Source organism: Mesorhizobium sp. M0139 (genome assembly GCF_040322455.1).
GTDB lineage: Bacteria > Pseudomonadota > Alphaproteobacteria > Rhizobiales > Rhizobiaceae > Mesorhizobium.
Genome location: NZ_JAMYTN010000007.1, coordinates 158447 through 175273, shown reverse-complemented (window position 1 = coordinate 175273; position 16827 = coordinate 158447). Strand labels below are relative to the sequence as shown.

Genomic DNA, 16827 nt, shown 5'->3' with positions numbered 1-16827 from the left:
CCCTCGACCCGTCCTCCTCAAAGCCGACCGTAAAGGTCGGCTTTTTCTTTGGACATCAGCCGGCAAAGCCGGGCAAGGCGAGGTTGTCGCTGAGCAGGATGGCAAGATCGCGCGCCGGCCGCTCGGCGCCCTGGCCGAGTTTTATCGCGAATTGCGCTGTCGGCACCGGCGGCAGGGCGAATTCGCGCGGTGCTTCGGCAATGCCTGAATGGGCAAAGCGGGCGGTGCGCAAGGTCAGCGCGATGCCGGCATTGACCGCCGTGCGCAAGCCGGCAAGGCTGGCGCTGCCGGCGGCAATGCGGTAGCGGCGGCCGGCAGCATCGAGGGCCGCGAGTGCTGCTTCGCGAAAGCCGCAATAGGGGTCGAGCAGCGCCAGCGGCAATTCCTCTTCCCGCACGGCAAGCCCTTTTTGCGAGCACAGCCACAGCATCGGCTCACTGAACAGCCCGACTTCGTCATTGGCCGGCGTCTTGCGCATGACAACGGCCAGATCGAGCTGCCCGGCCTGCAGCGCCTCGCCAAGCTCGGCCGAACGGCCGACGCGGAGTTCGACCCTGACGCGCGGATGGCTGGTCGCGAAGGCGCGCAGCAGCTCCGGCAGGCCGCTATCGGCGAAATCCTGTGTCGTGCCGATGGCGACGCGACCAGCGGCACGCGCGCCCTTGAGCGCCAGCCAGGCCTCGCTGTGCACGGCAAGAATGCGGCGGGCATGACCGACAAGATCCTCGCCGGCCGGCGTCAGCCCGCGCCCGCGCCCCTGCGCCACCAGCAGCGGTTCGCCGACGATCTCCTCCAGACGCTGCATTTGCGCGGTCACCGCCGAGGGCGAGCGGCCGACAGCAGACGCAGCCTGAGCCAGCGAGCCGCCATCGACAAAGGCAAGGAAGGTTTTGAGCAGATCGGGATCGAGAGCTTGCATGCTTCGATAATACAGAACCTTTTGTTCGAAACAATTCGATTTTTTTGATTCAAAGATGATGGCATTGTCTCTCCAACGGCAAACAGACGCCGCTCAAACGAAGGAGAGAAAAATGCCCATCATCAACATCAGCGTCACCGGCAAGCCCGACGCCAAGCTGTCCGCCACAATCGCCAAGGAAATCACCGAGCTGACGGCAACCCATCTGCGCAAGGACCCGACGATTACCGCCGTCGCCGTCACCTATGTCGACCCGCAGCATTGGTTCGCCGGCGGCAAATCGCTGGCGGAGCATGGCGCCAACACCTTCTGGCTCGACATCAAGGTGGTCGACGGCACCAACACCAAGCTGGAACTGGAGGCTTATCTGAAGGCGATCTTTGAGGCCTTTGGTAAGTTGCTGGGTGGTGTGCACGAGGAAAGCTATGCCTTCGTGCATGAAGTCCCGGCCGCTGCTTACGGTTATGGCGGCAAGTCGCAGGAGTTCCGGTTCATCAGTGGGCGGCTGAAGGCCACGGCCTGATTGCTACCCAGCGGGAGGATGAAGCCTTGTATCAAGCGCGAAATCCTCCCGGAGATGCAAGCTATAAAGGCCTGCCGCCCGGTTGGGATCGAACACCAGGTTCCAGCTGTGCTGGGATACCGCGCTGGGGATCAGAAAGAACGGATGCTTTGCCAGCAGACCATCGCCGAACTGCTGCTGTCCCGCGCCCGGGATGCCGGGACGCAGCCAGTTCGCGTTCGGAATATCGTCGGTTTGGACCACATAAATCTCTGATGGATCGACGATGTCGAATGCCGTCAGCACGTGAGGGACAGTATCCAGCGTGCGAAACCCCTTGTGGACCGCCACCTCCAAGATGGCGGTCGATGGGTCGATGGACGCATATACGGCTCTGATCCCTTTGCTGTTCCACCTTCCCCCAAGCTTGAAGGCTCCTTCGCCACTGTCCCAGCTCGCCTTGAAGCGTCTGTGATCAAGCCTCCAGCCCAACAACTGCCCTGTTCCGAGGGAGCCCGGCAAAGGCGTCACGCGTAGACACCATAGTCGAGCCGCTCAAGAAACTCCTGCACAAGCGCAGTGCCCGCCGCCGTGGCCAGCAGATCAATCGGCCGGCGATTGTCCAAACCCATGGCAGACTCGATCATCCATTTTTCCGCGTCTTCCTGAGTCCCGAGCACGGACGTGGCCTTTGTCAGGAGCTTGGCGAAGTTCCAGGTTCTGGAACCTTGCTCCCGACTGAGGGTCTTGGAGTGATCCGATTTGTGCCGCTGAAATGTCCGCTCGCTCATGCCGAATGCGGTCTCAAACGCATCGGCGGGATCAATGACCATCAGATGCCGGACGAGGCTTTCGAGCGCCTGGCCCGGAATTCCATGCAGGATCATTTCATGTGCCTCAAGAGGACTGGCTACCGAGAATCCAAGAACCTTCCGTCCACCAAACAGGTCGACCATTCGTTCGAACTCCGGCTCCATATGTGGTGCCTCGGCAAAACCCAGCGGGGAACTGGCCATATTACCTCTCCGTCACGTGTCGCTTTTATTTACGACACGTGTCGCAACATTTCAAGGCCTGCGTTTGGGTCATTGCCTGGTGAGGTCAGGTGGAACACCGCTCCCTCGCACCCGCGCATTGACCTTGCTCCCCATTGCGCTACCCTCTGCTCTCGAAGCGGACGAAGAGCCGCATACCGGACCGTTGGGAGAGACGCGGCATGATCCTGACACTGGCGCTGCTTGCAGGCCTCGTGCTGGCCTGGCTGCTGATTGGCGCTATCGAGACGTTTCGTCTCGACCTGCGCTTTACCCAGGCGCTACTCTATGTGCCGTTCAAGCTCGCCTACCGGATCGATGACCGGCGCATCCGCATTGCCCGCAACGCGCCGACGCCGGTGATCTATGTGGTCTCGCACCAGTCACGCTTCGAGCCGGCGCTGATGCTGTCGCTGCTGCCCGACGACACGCTGCACATTCTCGACGAGGCCTCGGCGCGCTCGCCCTGGATGGAGCCTTGGCGCGAGCTTGGCCGCACCATCGCCTTCAACGCCGAGCATCTCTTCGTCAGCCGGCGGCTGGTCAGGGTGCTGAAGGGTAAAGGCCGGCTTGCCGTCTATCTGCCCGATGACGTCGAGCCCGATGTGAAGACGTTTCGCCTGTTCCGCGCCGTCACCCGCATCGCCATGCAGGCCGACGCCCGCATCGTGCCGATCTTCGTCACCGGCTCGCGCGACCTGCCGGTTTCCTTGACGCCAAAGAACCGGGCGCCGCGCCACTGGTTCCCAAAACTCTCGATCAGCGTGCTGGAGCCAATGACGATTGCCGAACTGGTGGCGCGCAACCCCGACCAGGCTTCCAACACCAATGCGTTGTTCGACCGCATCGCCGAGGCGCGCCTTTATGGCAGCAACCTCGATCGCGGCCTGTTCCTGGCCATGCGCGATGCCGCGGATCGCACCGGCGCCTCGCATCCGATCATCGAGGATGTGATCAGCGGCTCGCTCAGCTATCGAAAAATGTTCATCGGCGCACGCGTGCTCGGCCGCCGTTTCGAGGCGGTGGCGGCGCCCGGCGAAGCGGTCGGGGTTTTGCTGCCCAACGCCAATGGCGTGGTGCTGTCCTTCGTCGGCCTGCTCTCGGCCGGCCGGGTAGCGGCGATGATCAACTACACGGCAGGGCCGGCCAGCGTAACCGCCGCGGTGCGCGCGGCAGTCATCCGAACGGTGGTTTCCTCGCGCGCGTTCGTCGAGAAGGCGGCGCTTGCCGACATCATCGCCGCCATCGAGGCCGGCGGCGCCAAAATGCTGTGGCTGGAGGATGTGCGCGCAAGCGTCACGACGCTGGAAAAGCTCGCAGCAGCGGTGCTGTGGCGGTTCCCGCTGCAGCGGCAGGATGCGGCCAAGCCCGCCGCAATCCTGTTCACCTCAGGCTCGGAAGGCACGCCCAAGGCCGTGGTGCTGTCGCACCGCAATCTCCACGCCAACGCCATGCAGGCCGAGGCGCGCATTACCATTTCGCCGTCCGACATCCTGCTCAACGTGCTGCCGGTTTTTCACTCTTTCGGCCTGACCGGCGGTACCATCCTGCCGCTGGTGACCGGGGTGAAACTGTTCCTCTACCCGTCACCGCTGCACTACAAGATCATCCCGGAGATCGCCCGCAAGGTGAAGCCGACCATCATGTTCGGCACCGACACTTTCCTTGCCAACTATGCCCGCACCGCCAAGGATGGCGATTTCTCCAGCCTGCGCTTCGTCGTCGCCGGCGCGGAAGCGGTGAAGCCGGAGACGCGGCGCGTTTATCGCGAGCGCTTCGATGCCTCGATCATCGAGGGGTTCGGGCTGACGGAGGCCGCTCCCGTCGTCGCCGTCAACACCGCCATCCATGGTCGCGACGGCACGGTCGGACGGCTGTTGCCGGCGATGCGCATGAAGCTCGAACCGGTCGAGGGTATCGAGGGTGCCGGCCGCCTGTGGCTCGACGGGCCGAATTTGATGATGGGCTACATGACCGCTGACCGGCCCGGCGAATTGCAGCCGCTGGACGGCTGGCACGACACCGGCGACATCGTCTCGGTCGACCGCGAAGGCTTCATCACCATTCGCGGCCGGGCAAAACGCTTCGCCAAGATCGCTGGCGAGATGGTGTCGTTGGGCGCCGTCGAGATGCTGGTGCAGTCGCTGTGGCCGGAAGAGCGCCACGCCGCGGTGGCGGTGCCGGACAAGAGGCGCGGCGAGCGCATCGTGCTGGTCACCACCGCCGACGACGCCGATCCGGAAGAACTGCGCGCCTTCGGCAAGAAGGCAGGTGCGGCCGAACTGATGGTGCCCAACGACATCGTCAAGGTCGGGGAGATCCCGGTGCTGGGTTCCGGCAAGACGGATTATGTCTCGACGCGGAACCTGGCGATCGAGAAGCTGGGGCTGGGCCTGGCGGCTTAGCGTATCTCCCTCCTTGAGGGGGAGATGGCCGGCAGGCCAGAGGGGGTCGCCTCGCGTGAAGCGCCGACGTCCTCTTCGCTCAAACGAGGTCGCGTCCGGGGCGTACCGACCCCCTCTGTCGCCTTCGGCGACATCTCCCCCTCAAGGGGGGAGATAACAACTACCCAATATCCGACGGCGGCACTTTTTCGCCCTCGCGCTTGGCGCGCTTCGAATACGCCCGCACGCTGAAAGGCAGGAAGATGAGATAGCCTGCGACAGAGGCGGTCAGCGTGTACCAGGGATAGGTCATCAACAGCAGGACGTAGAGAACGACCGCCAGGATGATCGGCAGCACCTTGTCGCCCGGCACTTTCAGGCTTTTGCCGGAATAGACCGGCAGCCGGCTGACCAGCAGGAAAGCGACCAGCACAGTGAAGCCGGTGGCGACGAATGCCGTCAGGCGGTCCGGCTCGAGACCGAGCCGCAGGAAGGACAGATAGAGCGGCAGCATAACCAGCACGGCGCCGGCCGGTGCCGGCACGCCGACGAAGTATTCGCTCTGCCAGATCGGCCGGTCATGGTCTTCGTCGAGCACGTTGAAGCGCGCCAGCCGCAGGCCACAGGCGATGGTGAACAGAAGAGCTGCGATCCAGCCGAAGGAGCCGGCGCGGTCGAGCAGGAAGGCGTAGAGCACCAGTGCCGGCGCGACGCCGAAATTGACGATGTCGGCCAGCGAATCCATCTGCGCGCCGAATTTGGATGTCGCCTTCAACATGCGCGCCAGGCGCCCGTCTATGCCGTCCAGGAAGGCGGCGAGCAGCACCATCACCACGGCCGGCTCGAAACGGCCCTCGAAGCCGAAGCGGATGCCGGACAGGCCGGCGCAGATGGCAAGCACGGTGACCAGATTGGGCAGCACCATGCGCATCGGAATTTCGCGGATGCGCGGGCCGCCGCTGCCATGGGCCTCGAACTTTTTGAACGGCGCGCCCACCGCTTACGAAATCCTGACGAGCGGGGTTGCGGCGACGCCGCCGAATTCGGCGAGCACGGTTTCGCCGCCGACCGCCGTCTGGCCGACGGCGACGCGCGGCACCGCGGTCGACGGCAGGAAGACATCGACGCGCGAGCCGAAGCGGATCAGGCCAAAGCGTTCGCCGACGGCAATGGAGCCGCCGGTCTCGGCCCAGCAGACGATGCGGCGCGCCACTAGGCCGGCAATCTGCACGGCGACAACGATGCCGTTGGGACTGTCTATGACCAGCCCGTTGCGCTCGTTCTCCGAGCTTGCCTTGTCGAGTTCGGCATTCAGGAACTTGCCCGGCCGGTGCTCGATTTTGGTGATGCGGCCGCGCACCGGAGCGCGGTTCACATGGCAGGAAAAGACGTTCATGAACACCGAGATGCGGGTCATCTCGGTGTTGCCGAGGCCAAGCTCGCGCGGCGGCACGGCCGGGCCGACCGCCGAGATGACGCCGTCGGCGGGACTGACCACCAGCCTGTCATCGACCGGGGTGACACGCTCGGGGTCACGGAAGAAATAGACGCACCAGGCGGTCAGGATCAGGCCGATCCAGAACAGCACCGAGGAGAAATAGCCGAGGAACAGCGTGCCCGCACCAAAGGCGGCAATGAACGGATAGCCCTCGCGATGGATCGGAACGAAGGCATTCTTGATCGAATCGACAAGGCTCATCGGATGGGGCTCATGGGATGGGGGCGGTCCCTGTTTCAGGTCCGGCCTCAATACCGGAAAGGCTCCGCTGCCGCAACGCAACATTGGGCAAGGCCGCATCGTCCGCAGCCGGCAGGAACGGTGACGTGCTTGCCTGTCGGCTGCTTTGCCGCCAGAATTCGGGCCAACGCCGGCTGAACGCGCGGCGAAAAGGCCGACTGCCATGGCGCCAAATTCAGGCAAAACGTATCTTGTTGCCATACGATCGTCAGCCGTGGGTGCCGTTTTGACCGTACTTGTGGCAGCGAGCGACCACGCAGTTGCGCAAGGCAAGCCATCCTTCGACTGCGCCAAGGCCGCCAGCTTGGCGGAAAAGGCCATTTGCGCCGATCCGGTCCTGGCGCAAGCCGATGCCGACGTCGCGAAGAATTATACCGCGCTGCTGAAGAGGCTCGATGCTCATGCCGGGAAGGCGCTGCGGGACGACCAAAGCGATTTCATCGCCTATCGCGATCAGATCGCCGGTTTCAACGAAAGTTCGCCCAAGAACCAACAGACTTTCGATCTCGGCGAATTCCTGCGCGACCGCGCAACCTTCCTGTCCGGCATACGCAAGCCCCCCGATGCAGGTTTGATCGGCACATGGAGCAGCGTGCGCGGCAGCGTCGACATCAAGGCTGTTGGCGGAGGCAAGGTCGAAATCTCGGAAGATGTCGTTTCCAATCCAGTCTCGGGAAGTGGGTCATGCGAGATCGACGGCACGGTCGAGGAGCGCAATACGCTTCGACTTGAGGACACCGACGACAACGACAACCCAACCGGTTTTGTCTTTACCTTCCGACGCGACGGCGATGCGCTTGTCGTCGAGCAGAGCGGCGCCGGCAAGGATGGCAGATCGGAGCCCCTGTCATGCGGTGCCAACGGCCATGCCGATGGCACGTTCTTCCTGAGCGAAAAACAGTAAACCTGCTGTCGGCAAAACCACCCCTCACCAGTCCTTGGTGAGACGGCGATCATGGTTCCTTGCCATGATTGCGCACCCAACAAGGAGTTACCCCAAAATGCTGAACCAAACGCGTCTCGTTGCCGCCGGCCTCGCGTTCGGGGAGTCGCCGCGCTGGCATGACGGACGGCTGTGGCTCTGCAATTGGGGCACCGGCGAGATCGTCGCCGTCGATGCAGACGGCGACAGCGAGATCCTGCTCAAGATACCAGCCACCCTGCCCTATTCCATCGACTGGCTGCCGGACGGGCGGCTGCTGGTCATCTCGGGGCGTGAAGGGCTGCTGCTGCGGCAGGAGGCGGACGGAACGCTCGCCACCCATGCCGATTTGAGAGAACTGTCAAAGAGCCCGTGGAACGAGATCGTCGTCGACGGGCGCGGCAACATCTATGTCAATGGCGGCGGGTCGGCGCCTGCACCGGGCGAGCATTTCGGGCCCGGCACCATCGTGCTGATCACGCCGGACGGCTCGGTTCGACAAGTGGCCGAGAACATCGCTTTCGCCAACGGCATGGCGGTGACGCCGGACAACAGGACACTGATCGTGGCGGAGTCGCATGCCAACCGGCTGACCGCCTTCGATATCGCGGAGGATGGCGGGCTTTCCAACCGCCGGGTCTGGGCCGATCTCGATGGCTTTCCCGACGGCATCTGCCTCGATGCCGAAGGGGCTGCCTGGTACGCGGATGTTCCCAACAAGCGCTGCGTGCGGGTGCGCGAAGGTGGCGAGGTGTTGCAGACAGTCGATGCCGATCGCGGCTGCTTTGCCTGCATGCTGGGCGGGCCGGATGGCACGACACTGTTCATCGTCGCCGCCGAATGGCGTGGTTTCGAGAACATGATCAGCGATGCCCGCACCGGCCAGGTGCTGAGCGTCGAGGCGCCAGCACCTGGCACGGGCTGGCCCGGCTATAGTTCAGGCAGACGCTGATAGTTGGCGATATCGGCCTTCACGCCCAGCCGGGCAATGGTCTCCTGCGGGTTGAAGCCCGCCCGCTCGTGGGCCGCCTTGACGATCGGCACGACATTGTCGACGGCCGCCTGGTTTTCCCATTCGACAATGGTGACGAGGTTGAATTCGCCCGGTCCCGAAAATTGCTCGAGCACGAAATCCTGGACGAAGCCCTGCTGCAGACGCAGCAATTCATGAGTCGCTCGAACTTTGCTGAGGATTTCTTCGCGGGCCTCGGCAGGAACGACAAATTTGTCGACCCTGAACACGGCTTCACTGGTAAGCTGTTGATTGAGTTGATCCATTTCAATTGTCTCCGTTCCTGAACGACTTGGGTTCTGTGGCTCAGGAACGGGTTTGCGGTCTCAACCAAGGTTGAGGTCAAGAGGGAAAATCGCGAGCGTTCTTCCTTCTCCCCTTGTGGGAGAAGGTGGATCGGCGCGACAGCGCCGAGACGGTTGAGGGGTGTTCCAGCGGAGTGAGGCGTTGGCGTTCCCTGGAACACCCCTCATCCGTCGCCTTCGGCGACACCTTCTCCCACAAGGGGAGAAGGGGAAGGCGTCGACGCTAGCTCACCTCCGAGGTCCTTCTGCGCACAACCACACCCAGCTCATCGCTCTCCCTGGCAATGCGCAGCCTCTCCTCGGCTTCCGTCGCTTCGCGCTGGCGGTCCCACATCGAGGCGTAGAGGCCGTGTTGGCGCATCAGCTCGGCATGGGTGCCGCGTTCGGCGATCTCGCCGTCCTTGAGTACGATGATCTCGTCGGCCGTGATCACCGTCGATAGGCGATGGGCAATGACGATGGTGGTGCGGCCCTTGCTGACCAGGTCGAGGGCAGCCTGGATCTCCTGTTCGGTGTGGCTGTCCAGCGCCGAGGTCGCCTCGTCGAGCATCAGGATCGGCGGCGCCTTCAGGATGGTGCGGGCGATCGCGACGCGCTGCTTTTCGCCGCCCGACAGTTTTAGCCCGCGCTCACCAACCATCGAGCGGTAGCCTTCGGGCAGTCGTTCGATGAACGGGCCGATCTGGGCAAGCTCGGCGGCTTTCTGCATGTCTTCCTCGCTGGCGCCGATGCGGCCGTAACGGATGTTGTAGGCGATGGTGTCGTTGAACAGCACGGTGTCCTGCGGCACCATGCCGATGGCGCCGCGCAGGCTCGCCTGCGTCACATCACGGACATCCTGGCCGTCGATCAGCACCTGACCGCCCTGGACGTCGTAGAAGCGGAACAAGAGCCGCGAAATCGTCGACTTGCCGGCGCCGGACGGACCGACAATGGCCACCGTCTTGCCGGCCGGAACCTCGAAGGAGACGCCCTTCAGAATCTTGCGGCTGGGGTCGTAGGCGAAGTGCACGTCGCGGAACTCGACCTTGCCGGCTGTAACGGCCAGTGGCTTGGCATCGGGCTTGTCGGTGATTTCCTGCGGCACATCGAGCAGGTCGAACATTTGCTCGATGTCGGTCAGCCCCTGGCGGATTTCGCGGTAGATGAAGCCGATGAAATTGAGCGGCACCGCAAGCTGCATCAGCATGGCGTTGATGAAGACGAAATCGCCGACCGTCTGCGTGCCGGCCTGCACCTCCAGCGCCGACATGCACATGACGATGACGGTGCCGAGACCGAAGATGATGCCCTGGCCGAAATTCAGCCAACCGAGCGAGGTCCATATTCTGGTCGCCGCCATTTCATAGCGCGCCATCGAACGGTCGAAGCGCTCAGCCTCCATACCCTCGTTGTTGAAGTATTTGACCGTCTCGTAGTTGAGCAGCGAGTCGATCGCCTTGGTGTTGGCGTCGGTGTCGCTATCGTTCATGTCGCGGCGGATCGAGATGCGCCAGTCGCTGGCGCGCACCGTGAACCAGACGTAGAGCCACACCGTGGCCGCCACCACGACCACATATTTCCAGCCATAAGTGTAGGCGAAGATACCGGTGGTCAGCGCGAATTCGAGGATGGTCGGCGCCGTGTTCAGCATGATGAAGCGCACGATCGTCTCGATGCCCTTGGTGCCGCGCTCGATGATGCGCGACAGGCCGCCGGTGCGGCGCTCGAGGTGAAAGCGCAGCGACAGCTGGTGCATGTGAACGAAGGTGCGGAACGCGAGCTGGCGCACCGCATATTGGCCAACGCGGGCAAACAGCGCATCGCGCAGCTGGTTGAAGCCGAGTTGCACCAGCCGCACGACATTGTAGGCGACGACCAGCATCACCGGCGCCAGCAGGAAGGATGGCAGCGGCGGCGGCGATTTGGCGTCACCGGCCAGAGAATCGGTCGCCCATTTGAAGAAGTACGGCCCGGCAACCAGTGTCAACTTGGCAACGACCAGAAGCAGCGTTGCCCAAGTGACGCGTGCCCTGAGATCGGCGCGGTCGGCCGGCCACATATAGGGCCACAGATTGCGCAAGGTGCTGAAGGTCGAGCTATCGGAAACGGTTTTTTCTGCCACTTGTCTTGCCTTTTGGGTGAGAAATCAGCGGCCGGAGCAGCAGGAATTGACGAGTGCGGTCAGCGATGCGGAAACGTCGGCGAGCGCGGCGCGGTCGAGTTGATAGCGCGAGCGCTGGCGGTCGGGCTCGAAGCGGACCAAGCCTGCTTCGACCAGGATTTTCAGATGCTGGGAGACCGTCGACTGCGCGAGGTCGAGATGGTCGACAACCTCACGGCAGCAGCAGGAGCGGCTGGCCGACAGATGTCTAAGGATCTCGATGCGCGCCGGGTGCGAGAGTGCGGCGAAGCTCGCGGCAACGGCGCGGCTTTGGGGCGGTGCGCAGTTTGCGTGGTCTGGTTCAGCGAGCGAGTCTGCCATCGTTCATCGGCGATAGACGATGAACGGGTGCGTGGCAAGCTATCCCGATGGGTAGAGCGACCTAATCTCCCCCCTCGAGGGGAGATGTCGCCGAAGGCGACAGAGGGGGTCGGTACGTCCTGACGCAACGTCGTTTGCAGCAAAGAGAAGGTCGGCGTTCTATGCGCGGCGACCCCCTCTGGCCTGCCGGCCATCTCCCCCTCAAGGGGGGAGATCAAGCGCTCGGCCGCTACTGCGTCTTCACCGGCGCCGTTGTCACCTGCTCGCCCATCGCCTTGAGGTCGGCGGCTTCGCCTTCCTTGGACTTTTCCGGAACCTTGAACACCTGCCCCGGCCAGATGCGGTCGGGATCGCTGATCTGGTCCTGGTTGGCGAGATAGATGGTCGAGAAGCGCACGCCGTGACCGTAGACGCGCCGTGAGATCCGCCACAGCGTGTCGTGCCTGCGGATGATCACCGCGCCGTCGGCATGTTCAAGCTTTGGCGCCACCGTCTCTGGCACATCGGGCGTTGCCGCCGCGACGACGGCTGGAACCTCAGCGGCAGGCGCTGCCGGTGCCGCAGGTGCCCCGGCAACCGCCGGGTCAGCCGGAGCCGGCGCTTCAGCCGCCGGTGCGGCTGGTGCGGATGCGGCAGCAGCTGGTGCGGGCTTCGCAGGGGCAGCCGCGATAGTGGCTGGCGCCGCAGGCTTCGGAGCGGCCGGTGCTTCGGCAGCAGCCGGTGCGGCCGGCTCAGCAGGCTTTGCTTCGGCGGGCTTGGTCTCGGTGGGCTTGGCCTCCGCGGGCGCCACGGCGGCGATCGCTTCGCCGGGTTCGCGCTCGAACGGCACGGCGGCGCGGGCCACGACCTTCACGCCGTCGGCGTCGAGACCGTCGACATGGATGGTGTAGCTGCCGACCGGGATGTCGCGCGTCGCCTCGACCAGGAAATGACCGTCGGGCGAGGTCACCGCATCACCAAGCAGGATATCGTTGGCATAGGCGCGCACCTTGCGGCCGGCGTCAGCCAGACCGGCGACGAAGATCTTGTTGCCGTCGATCTCGACCGCTTCGACGACGATCTTGGGTGCAGCCACGCCTGCCGCCGGCGGCGCTGCAGGTACTGCTGGCGCTGCAGGGGCAGTTGCGGCTTCCACAGCCGGAGCAGCAGGTGCTGTTTCAGCGGGAGCGGCAGGCGCTGCCGCGACCACGGCAGGCGCAGCCGTAGCAGGCGCCTCAGCGGCTGGGGCAGCGGCCTGATCGCCGGCGGCCGGTGCCGCGGGCTTGGTCTCAGGCGCCGGGACGCTAAGCAGCTCGGCCGGCTTGCCGGGTTCCTCGACCATCGCCAGCACCTGGCCGGCGGCGTCCTTGGGAACCGAAACGACGGCGGTCTGCACGGAAGGGGTAACCACATCGTCGGCCGTCGCGCGCAACGCAATCGTATAGTCGCCGGGCTTCAGCGGATCGTCGAGAACGATGACGAAGGCGCCGTCCGGACCGGCGACAGTCGAGCCAAGCACCGAGGAGCCGTTGAGGATCTCGATCTTCGAATTGGGCGCAGCATTGCCGGCAACGACGATCGAGCCGTTGCTTTCGACGCGCACGACGTCGAAGCTCGGCGCAACCGGGCCGGCCGCGGCCGGCGCTGGGGTTGTTGGGGCAGCAGCGGGCGCGGCAGGTGCCGCCGGAGCCGCAGCTTCGGTCGCGGGAGCCGTTGCGTCGGCAGGCGCGGGTGCTGCGGGAGCCTTGGCATCGGTGGGCGCGGCGGGCGCCGGCGGCAGCCTTCCCTCGGTCCCCGGATCGGCCGGCTTTTCAGCCGGCGGCGTCAGCGATGCAATCGCCGCAGGCGGCGTGGGATTCAGATACGGGTCGAGTGCGCCCGATACATAGGCGGTTCCGACGACCGCGACGGTCCCACCGGCCGCGAACAGAAACGCCTTCAATGGATTAACAGCCATATTTCCCCTACCCCTTAGCCACCTGAAGCCGGTCTAGCGTGTTTTGCCGGCACCGACAAGAAAAAGCCCGGGCTTGTCAGCCCTTGGGGCTTGACCCCGCATTCAGACCCAATCACCAATCACGAATGAACACGATTCGATCCGTCTGCGTCTATTGCGGCTCGTCTCCGGGCCGCGATGAAATCTATGCCAAGGCCGGGCACCTGCTTGGCCGCTCGCTCGCCAAAGCCGGCCTGCGGCTGGTCTATGGCGGCGGCACCAAAGGCATTATGGGCGCAGTCGCCGAAGGCGCGCTCAAGGCCGGCGGCAAGGTAACGGGCATCATTCCGCGCTTCCTCATCAACAAGGAGGCGACCGAAACCGCGCTTGACCGGCTCGACGAGTTGCTGATCACCGACAACATGCACGAGCGCAAGCACAAGATGTTCGAGAAATCCGACGCCTTTGTGGCGCTGCCCGGCGGCATCGGCACGGTCGAGGAAATCGTCGAGATCATGACCTGGGGCCAGCTCGGCCATCACCGCAAGCCGATCGTCTTCGCCAACGTTCAAGGATTCTGGGATCCGATGCTGGCGCTGCTCGACCATATGGCCAGCGAAGGCTTCATCCACACCGCGCAACGGGTCAAGCCGCTGGTGGTCGAAGACCCCGAGGCCATCGTCGCCGCCATCATGGTGGCGGGGTCGTCGGTCGATGCGCCGACGGAAGGCGTGCAGTCTGTAATTGACAAGATGTGAGGACGAAGCCGGCCTTGGCGCAGGCGGCCAGGAATTGAGCCCGGTTGGTGTCGTCGGCCTGGCGCACCAACTGCGCCGCGTCGTGCTGGCGCTCAAGGCTGCCGGCTACGAAACACTGGGCAACACCTGGATCGGCGACAGCAACAAGGCCAGCCTGGCCCAGAAGCAGAAGTCCAATGCGAAGCCACTGATCGACTGCATCTGCTTGGCAAGGATCTGTAGCGTTGGGGCAGCTGACTTCGATCTGTCCAGCTTTTCTTGAGCTCCGTCTTGTGCGCAATGTAAGCACGTTGGCGACGATTTCCATTTGCAGCCCGCTTCGCAGTTGGTTATCGGAGAACATTGGGCGGGAACGGAAATTTGGAGAGCGAGACAAAGGGGAGATGAATCCGCGCGAGCGATTGACGGCCGCGAAGGGCGAGATCGCGTCGCAACCAAGGACGGCGATCCTGGTCCTCGGAATGCACCGCAGCGGCACCTCGGCGCTCGGCGCCCTCGTCGCCGCGCATGGAGCCACGCCGCCGAAACATCTGCTGCCCGGGAGCCTCCACAATCCCAAGGGACATTGGGAAAGTACCCCACTCACCATCGCCGACGACCACCTGCTCACGGCGGCCGCCTCCTCCTGGCAAGATTGGCTGCCGCTAGATCGGCAGTGGCTGCAGTCGCCGGCAGCCGAGCGATTTCGGCCCATGATGACGGCGATCATTGCCAGCGAGTTCGGCGATGCCCCCCTGTTTTTCGTCAAGGATCCGCGGATCTGCCGGTTCCTCCCCTTCATAGCCTCGATCCTGGCCGATCTCAGGATTGACCCGATCGCATTTCTGCCTGTCCGCAACCCGCTCGAAGTCGCCTGTTCGCTGCAGGAACGGGATCAAATGGAACTGCCGACAGCGTTCATGCTGTGGCTCAGGCACGTGCTCGAAGCGGAGCATCATTCGCGACACATGCCGCGCTGTATCCTGCGCCACGAAGACCTGTTGAGCGACTGGCGACATCAGATGGACCGCGCGGCCAGGGAGACCGGAATCGTCTGGCCTGTCACGTCCGATCACGCCGACGCCGCAATCGCCGAGTTCCTGGACAAGGATCTGCATCATCAGCGGGCCTCGGTCGCTGATCTGCAAAACCATCCGGATGCCACGCCGTTAGTCCGCAGTGCCTATGCCATTTTGCGCAGTATGGCGTCTGAAGGCGACAGCCAGGACTTGCGCGACCAGCTCGACAGGGTGCGGGCGACGTTCGATGAGAGCTGCGATGTGGTTGGCAAGGCCGTTGCCGCAGGGAACCTGGCCGCTAAACGGCTACACGGCGAACTGGGAAAGGGCATCGTCGAGCGTGACGCCCTCGCTGACGCCCAACAGGCCCTCATCCGAGACCGAGACAGCTTCATGGCGGAGCGTGACGCGCTCGCTCACGCCCAGCAGGACCTCATCCAAGCCCGAGACAGCTTCATGGCGGAGCGTGATGCGCTTGCTCACGCCCAGCAGGACCTCATCCAAGCCCGAGACAGCTTCATGGCGGAGCGTGACGCGCTCGCCCTGGGCCAAGACGGCCTCGTAGCCGAGCGTAGCGCGCTGGCCAGGATCCGAGACGACCTGGTGGCGGAGCGCGATGCGGCGCTTGCGTCACGCAGATGGCGATTGACCGGACCGTTGCGATGGGTGAGCTCCATTCGTCGGCGATAGCAGCAAACACTCTAAACGCTGCTCGACAAACTGTGATCGCCTGTCAAGAAACCGTCACACGGAACCCGCCTCCCTCGTGTTACGAAGGACGGGTCGGCATCCGCGCGTCGGCATAGTCGAAATCTGAACCTGGTCGAAATTTCTTGGCGAGGCGAGCCGTGAACATTGCTCTCAACGCGGAAGGCCTGTCGCCTTACCTGCCCGACGAGCACGGGCTGTTCTTCATCTACCATTTCACCGCCGAGGGCCTGCGCACCAAGGACGCGGCCGAGGCTGCATGGACATGGCGCAGCTACCAGCTGTCCGACCTGCGCGCCCGTCATGAGATCGCCGCCGAGCAGGCTCTGCCCGGGCCGGTGCGCGAAGCTTTCCTCGGCGCCAGCCAGGGTTGCCACATCGATCTCGAGGATGCCTGGCTTTATGGCGACCTGCCGGATCTGCGCCACGACTATTCGGCGGAAGCGCGCGGGCTCGGCCATTTCCGTTTTGCGCTCAACGACAAGACGCTGATCGGCGCGCGCAAGCAGCCACTGGAATCGGTCGATCTCATCCGCAAGGCGGTGGAGAGCGGCTCGCGCAAATTCCGCTCCCCCGCCGACCTGGTCGAAGCGGTCATGGGCCAGTCGCTCGACGGCATGGCGGCCGAGCTCCACGGTCTTGGCGATACGCTGGACGGCATCGAGGACCGTATCGTGCGCGATGCCTGGCACGGCGAGCGGCAGTCGCTGGTCGAGGCGCGCCGTCAACTGGTGGTCATCCACCGGCAGATGGCGACGCTCACAAACCTTTTTCGCCATCTCGACCATTCGCATCGCAATGAGCTGCCCGATCGGATCAATGACATGGCGACAAGGCTCTCGCACCGGGCACACACGCTCTATCACGACGGCGAGCAGTTGCAGGCACGCGCAAGGTTGCTGCAGGACGAGTTGATGGCCAAGCTGACAATGCAGTCCAACCAGCTGCTCTATGTGCTGTCGGTGATGACGGCGGTGCTATTGCCGATGACCATCATATCAGGCCTGTTCGGCATGAATGTCGGTGGCCTGCCCATGGTCAATACGCCGATGGGCTTCTGGGTGGTCTCGGCGGTTTCGATCGTGATCGCCGCGGCGACCTACATGTTCGTAAGGCGGCTCGGGCGGACGTAACGCCCCGACCCCTTTGTTTTCACGCAATTCCCAAG

General features: G+C 63.9%; 17 protein-coding genes. 8 read left to right on the top strand and 9 right to left on the bottom strand.

Going from position 1 to position 16827, the window contains the following annotated elements:
• Window positions 1-55: 55 nt before the first annotated feature.
• Complete coding sequence (locus tag NKJ58_RS14195; protein ID WP_023693978.1) at window positions 56-919, bottom strand: LysR substrate-binding domain-containing protein; 864 nt, start codon at window positions 917-919, stop codon at window positions 56-58.
• A gap of 112 nt (window positions 920-1031) precedes the next feature.
• On the opposite strand from NKJ58_RS14195, the gene NKJ58_RS14190 reads away from it, so the two are divergent.
• The gene (locus NKJ58_RS14190) at window positions 1032-1442 is read left to right on the top strand and encodes a tautomerase family protein (protein ID WP_023672705.1); all 411 of its coding nucleotides are present in this window, start codon (window positions 1032-1034) and stop codon (window positions 1440-1442) included.
• Between the two features lie 3 nt (window positions 1443-1445).
• On the opposite strand, the gene NKJ58_RS14185 is transcribed toward NKJ58_RS14190, so the two are convergent.
• Window positions 1446-1952 carry an RES family NAD+ phosphorylase gene (locus NKJ58_RS14185; RefSeq protein ID WP_023689127.1) on the bottom strand — a complete coding sequence of 169 codons (507 nt, stop codon included), beginning with the start codon at window positions 1950-1952 and terminating at the stop codon, window positions 1446-1448.
• On the bottom strand, window positions 1949-2437 hold the full coding sequence (locus NKJ58_RS14180) for an Xre family toxin-antitoxin system antitoxin (protein ID WP_023727360.1): 489 nt from the start codon (window positions 2435-2437) through the stop codon (window positions 1949-1951). The genes NKJ58_RS14185 and NKJ58_RS14180 overlap by 4 nt, the downstream gene beginning before the upstream one ends.
• 200 nt (window positions 2438-2637) lie before the next feature.
• Here NKJ58_RS14180 and NKJ58_RS14175 point away from each other — a divergent pair, with 200 nt between their 5' ends.
• Window positions 2638-4860, top strand: coding sequence for an AMP-binding protein (locus tag NKJ58_RS14175; RefSeq protein ID WP_352518929.1), 2223 nt, complete (start codon window positions 2638-2640; stop codon window positions 4858-4860).
• A gap of 160 nt (window positions 4861-5020) precedes the next feature.
• Here NKJ58_RS14175 and pssA read toward each other — a convergent pair whose 3' ends face one another.
• Together pssA and NKJ58_RS14165 are read right to left on the bottom strand one after the other, a co-directional pair.
• The gene (pssA, locus tag NKJ58_RS14170; RefSeq protein ID WP_023672701.1) at window positions 5021-5836 is read right to left on the bottom strand and encodes a CDP-diacylglycerol--serine O-phosphatidyltransferase; all 816 of its coding nucleotides are present in this window, start codon (window positions 5834-5836) and stop codon (window positions 5021-5023) included.
• Between the two features lie 3 nt (window positions 5837-5839).
• Window positions 5840-6622, bottom strand: coding sequence for a phosphatidylserine decarboxylase (locus tag NKJ58_RS14165; RefSeq protein ID WP_280790543.1), 783 nt, complete (start codon window positions 6620-6622; stop codon window positions 5840-5842).
• Between the two features lie 181 nt (window positions 6623-6803).
• Here NKJ58_RS14165 and NKJ58_RS14160 point away from each other — a divergent pair, with 181 nt between their 5' ends.
• Together NKJ58_RS14160 and NKJ58_RS14155 are read left to right on the top strand one after the other, a co-directional pair.
• A complete protein-coding gene (locus NKJ58_RS14160) occupies window positions 6804-7481 on the top strand; it encodes a lysozyme inhibitor LprI family protein (RefSeq protein ID WP_352518928.1) in 678 nt (225 codons plus the stop codon).
• Between the two features lie 97 nt (window positions 7482-7578).
• Complete coding sequence (locus NKJ58_RS14155) at window positions 7579-8451, top strand: SMP-30/gluconolactonase/LRE family protein (protein ID WP_031198057.1); 873 nt, start codon at window positions 7579-7581, stop codon at window positions 8449-8451.
• Here the strand turns inward: NKJ58_RS14155 and NKJ58_RS14150 are convergent.
• The 4 genes from NKJ58_RS14150 to NKJ58_RS14135 all read right to left on the bottom strand — a co-directional run bounded on the left by NKJ58_RS14150 (window position 8430) and on the right by NKJ58_RS14135 (window position 13216).
• Window positions 8430-8777, bottom strand: a complete 348-nt coding sequence (locus tag NKJ58_RS14150; RefSeq protein WP_023752515.1) for an antibiotic biosynthesis monooxygenase family protein — start codon at window positions 8775-8777, stop codon at window positions 8430-8432. The two genes, NKJ58_RS14155 and NKJ58_RS14150, sit on opposite strands and share 22 nt — an antisense overlap.
• A 262-nt stretch (window positions 8778-9039) precedes the next feature.
• Entirely contained in the window at window positions 9040-10920 is a 1881-nt protein-coding gene (locus tag NKJ58_RS14145; RefSeq protein ID WP_023752514.1) for an ABCB family ABC transporter ATP-binding protein/permease, read from the bottom strand.
• Between the two features lie 24 nt (window positions 10921-10944).
• Window positions 10945-11280 (bottom strand): ArsR/SmtB family transcription factor, encoded by a 336-nt coding sequence (locus NKJ58_RS14140; RefSeq protein WP_023685665.1) that lies wholly within the window; start codon window positions 11278-11280, stop codon window positions 10945-10947.
• Between the two features lie 229 nt (window positions 11281-11509).
• Window positions 11510-13216: a LysM peptidoglycan-binding domain-containing protein gene (locus tag NKJ58_RS14135; protein WP_352560204.1), complete on the bottom strand. Its 1707-nt coding sequence runs from the start codon at window positions 13214-13216 to the stop codon at window positions 11510-11512.
• Window positions 13217-13341: 125 nt separating this feature from the next.
• On the opposite strand from NKJ58_RS14135, the gene NKJ58_RS14130 reads away from it, so the two are divergent.
• From NKJ58_RS14130 to NKJ58_RS14115, 4 genes are all read left to right on the top strand, one after another.
• Window positions 13342-13953 carry an LOG family protein gene (locus tag NKJ58_RS14130; RefSeq protein ID WP_023673582.1) on the top strand — a complete coding sequence of 204 codons (612 nt, stop codon included), beginning with the start codon at window positions 13342-13344 and terminating at the stop codon, window positions 13951-13953.
• Complete coding sequence (locus tag NKJ58_RS14125; protein ID WP_023727585.1) at window positions 13940-14215, top strand: hypothetical protein; 276 nt, start codon at window positions 13940-13942, stop codon at window positions 14213-14215. The genes NKJ58_RS14130 and NKJ58_RS14125 overlap by 14 nt, the downstream gene beginning before the upstream one ends.
• Before the next feature lie 121 nt (window positions 14216-14336).
• Window positions 14337-15641, top strand: a complete 1305-nt coding sequence (locus NKJ58_RS14120) for a sulfotransferase family protein (RefSeq protein ID WP_352518926.1) — start codon at window positions 14337-14339, stop codon at window positions 15639-15641.
• Between the two features lie 158 nt (window positions 15642-15799).
• Complete coding sequence (locus NKJ58_RS14115) at window positions 15800-16792, top strand: transporter (RefSeq protein ID WP_023698659.1); 993 nt, start codon at window positions 15800-15802, stop codon at window positions 16790-16792.
• Window positions 16793-16827 lie beyond the last annotated feature (35 nt).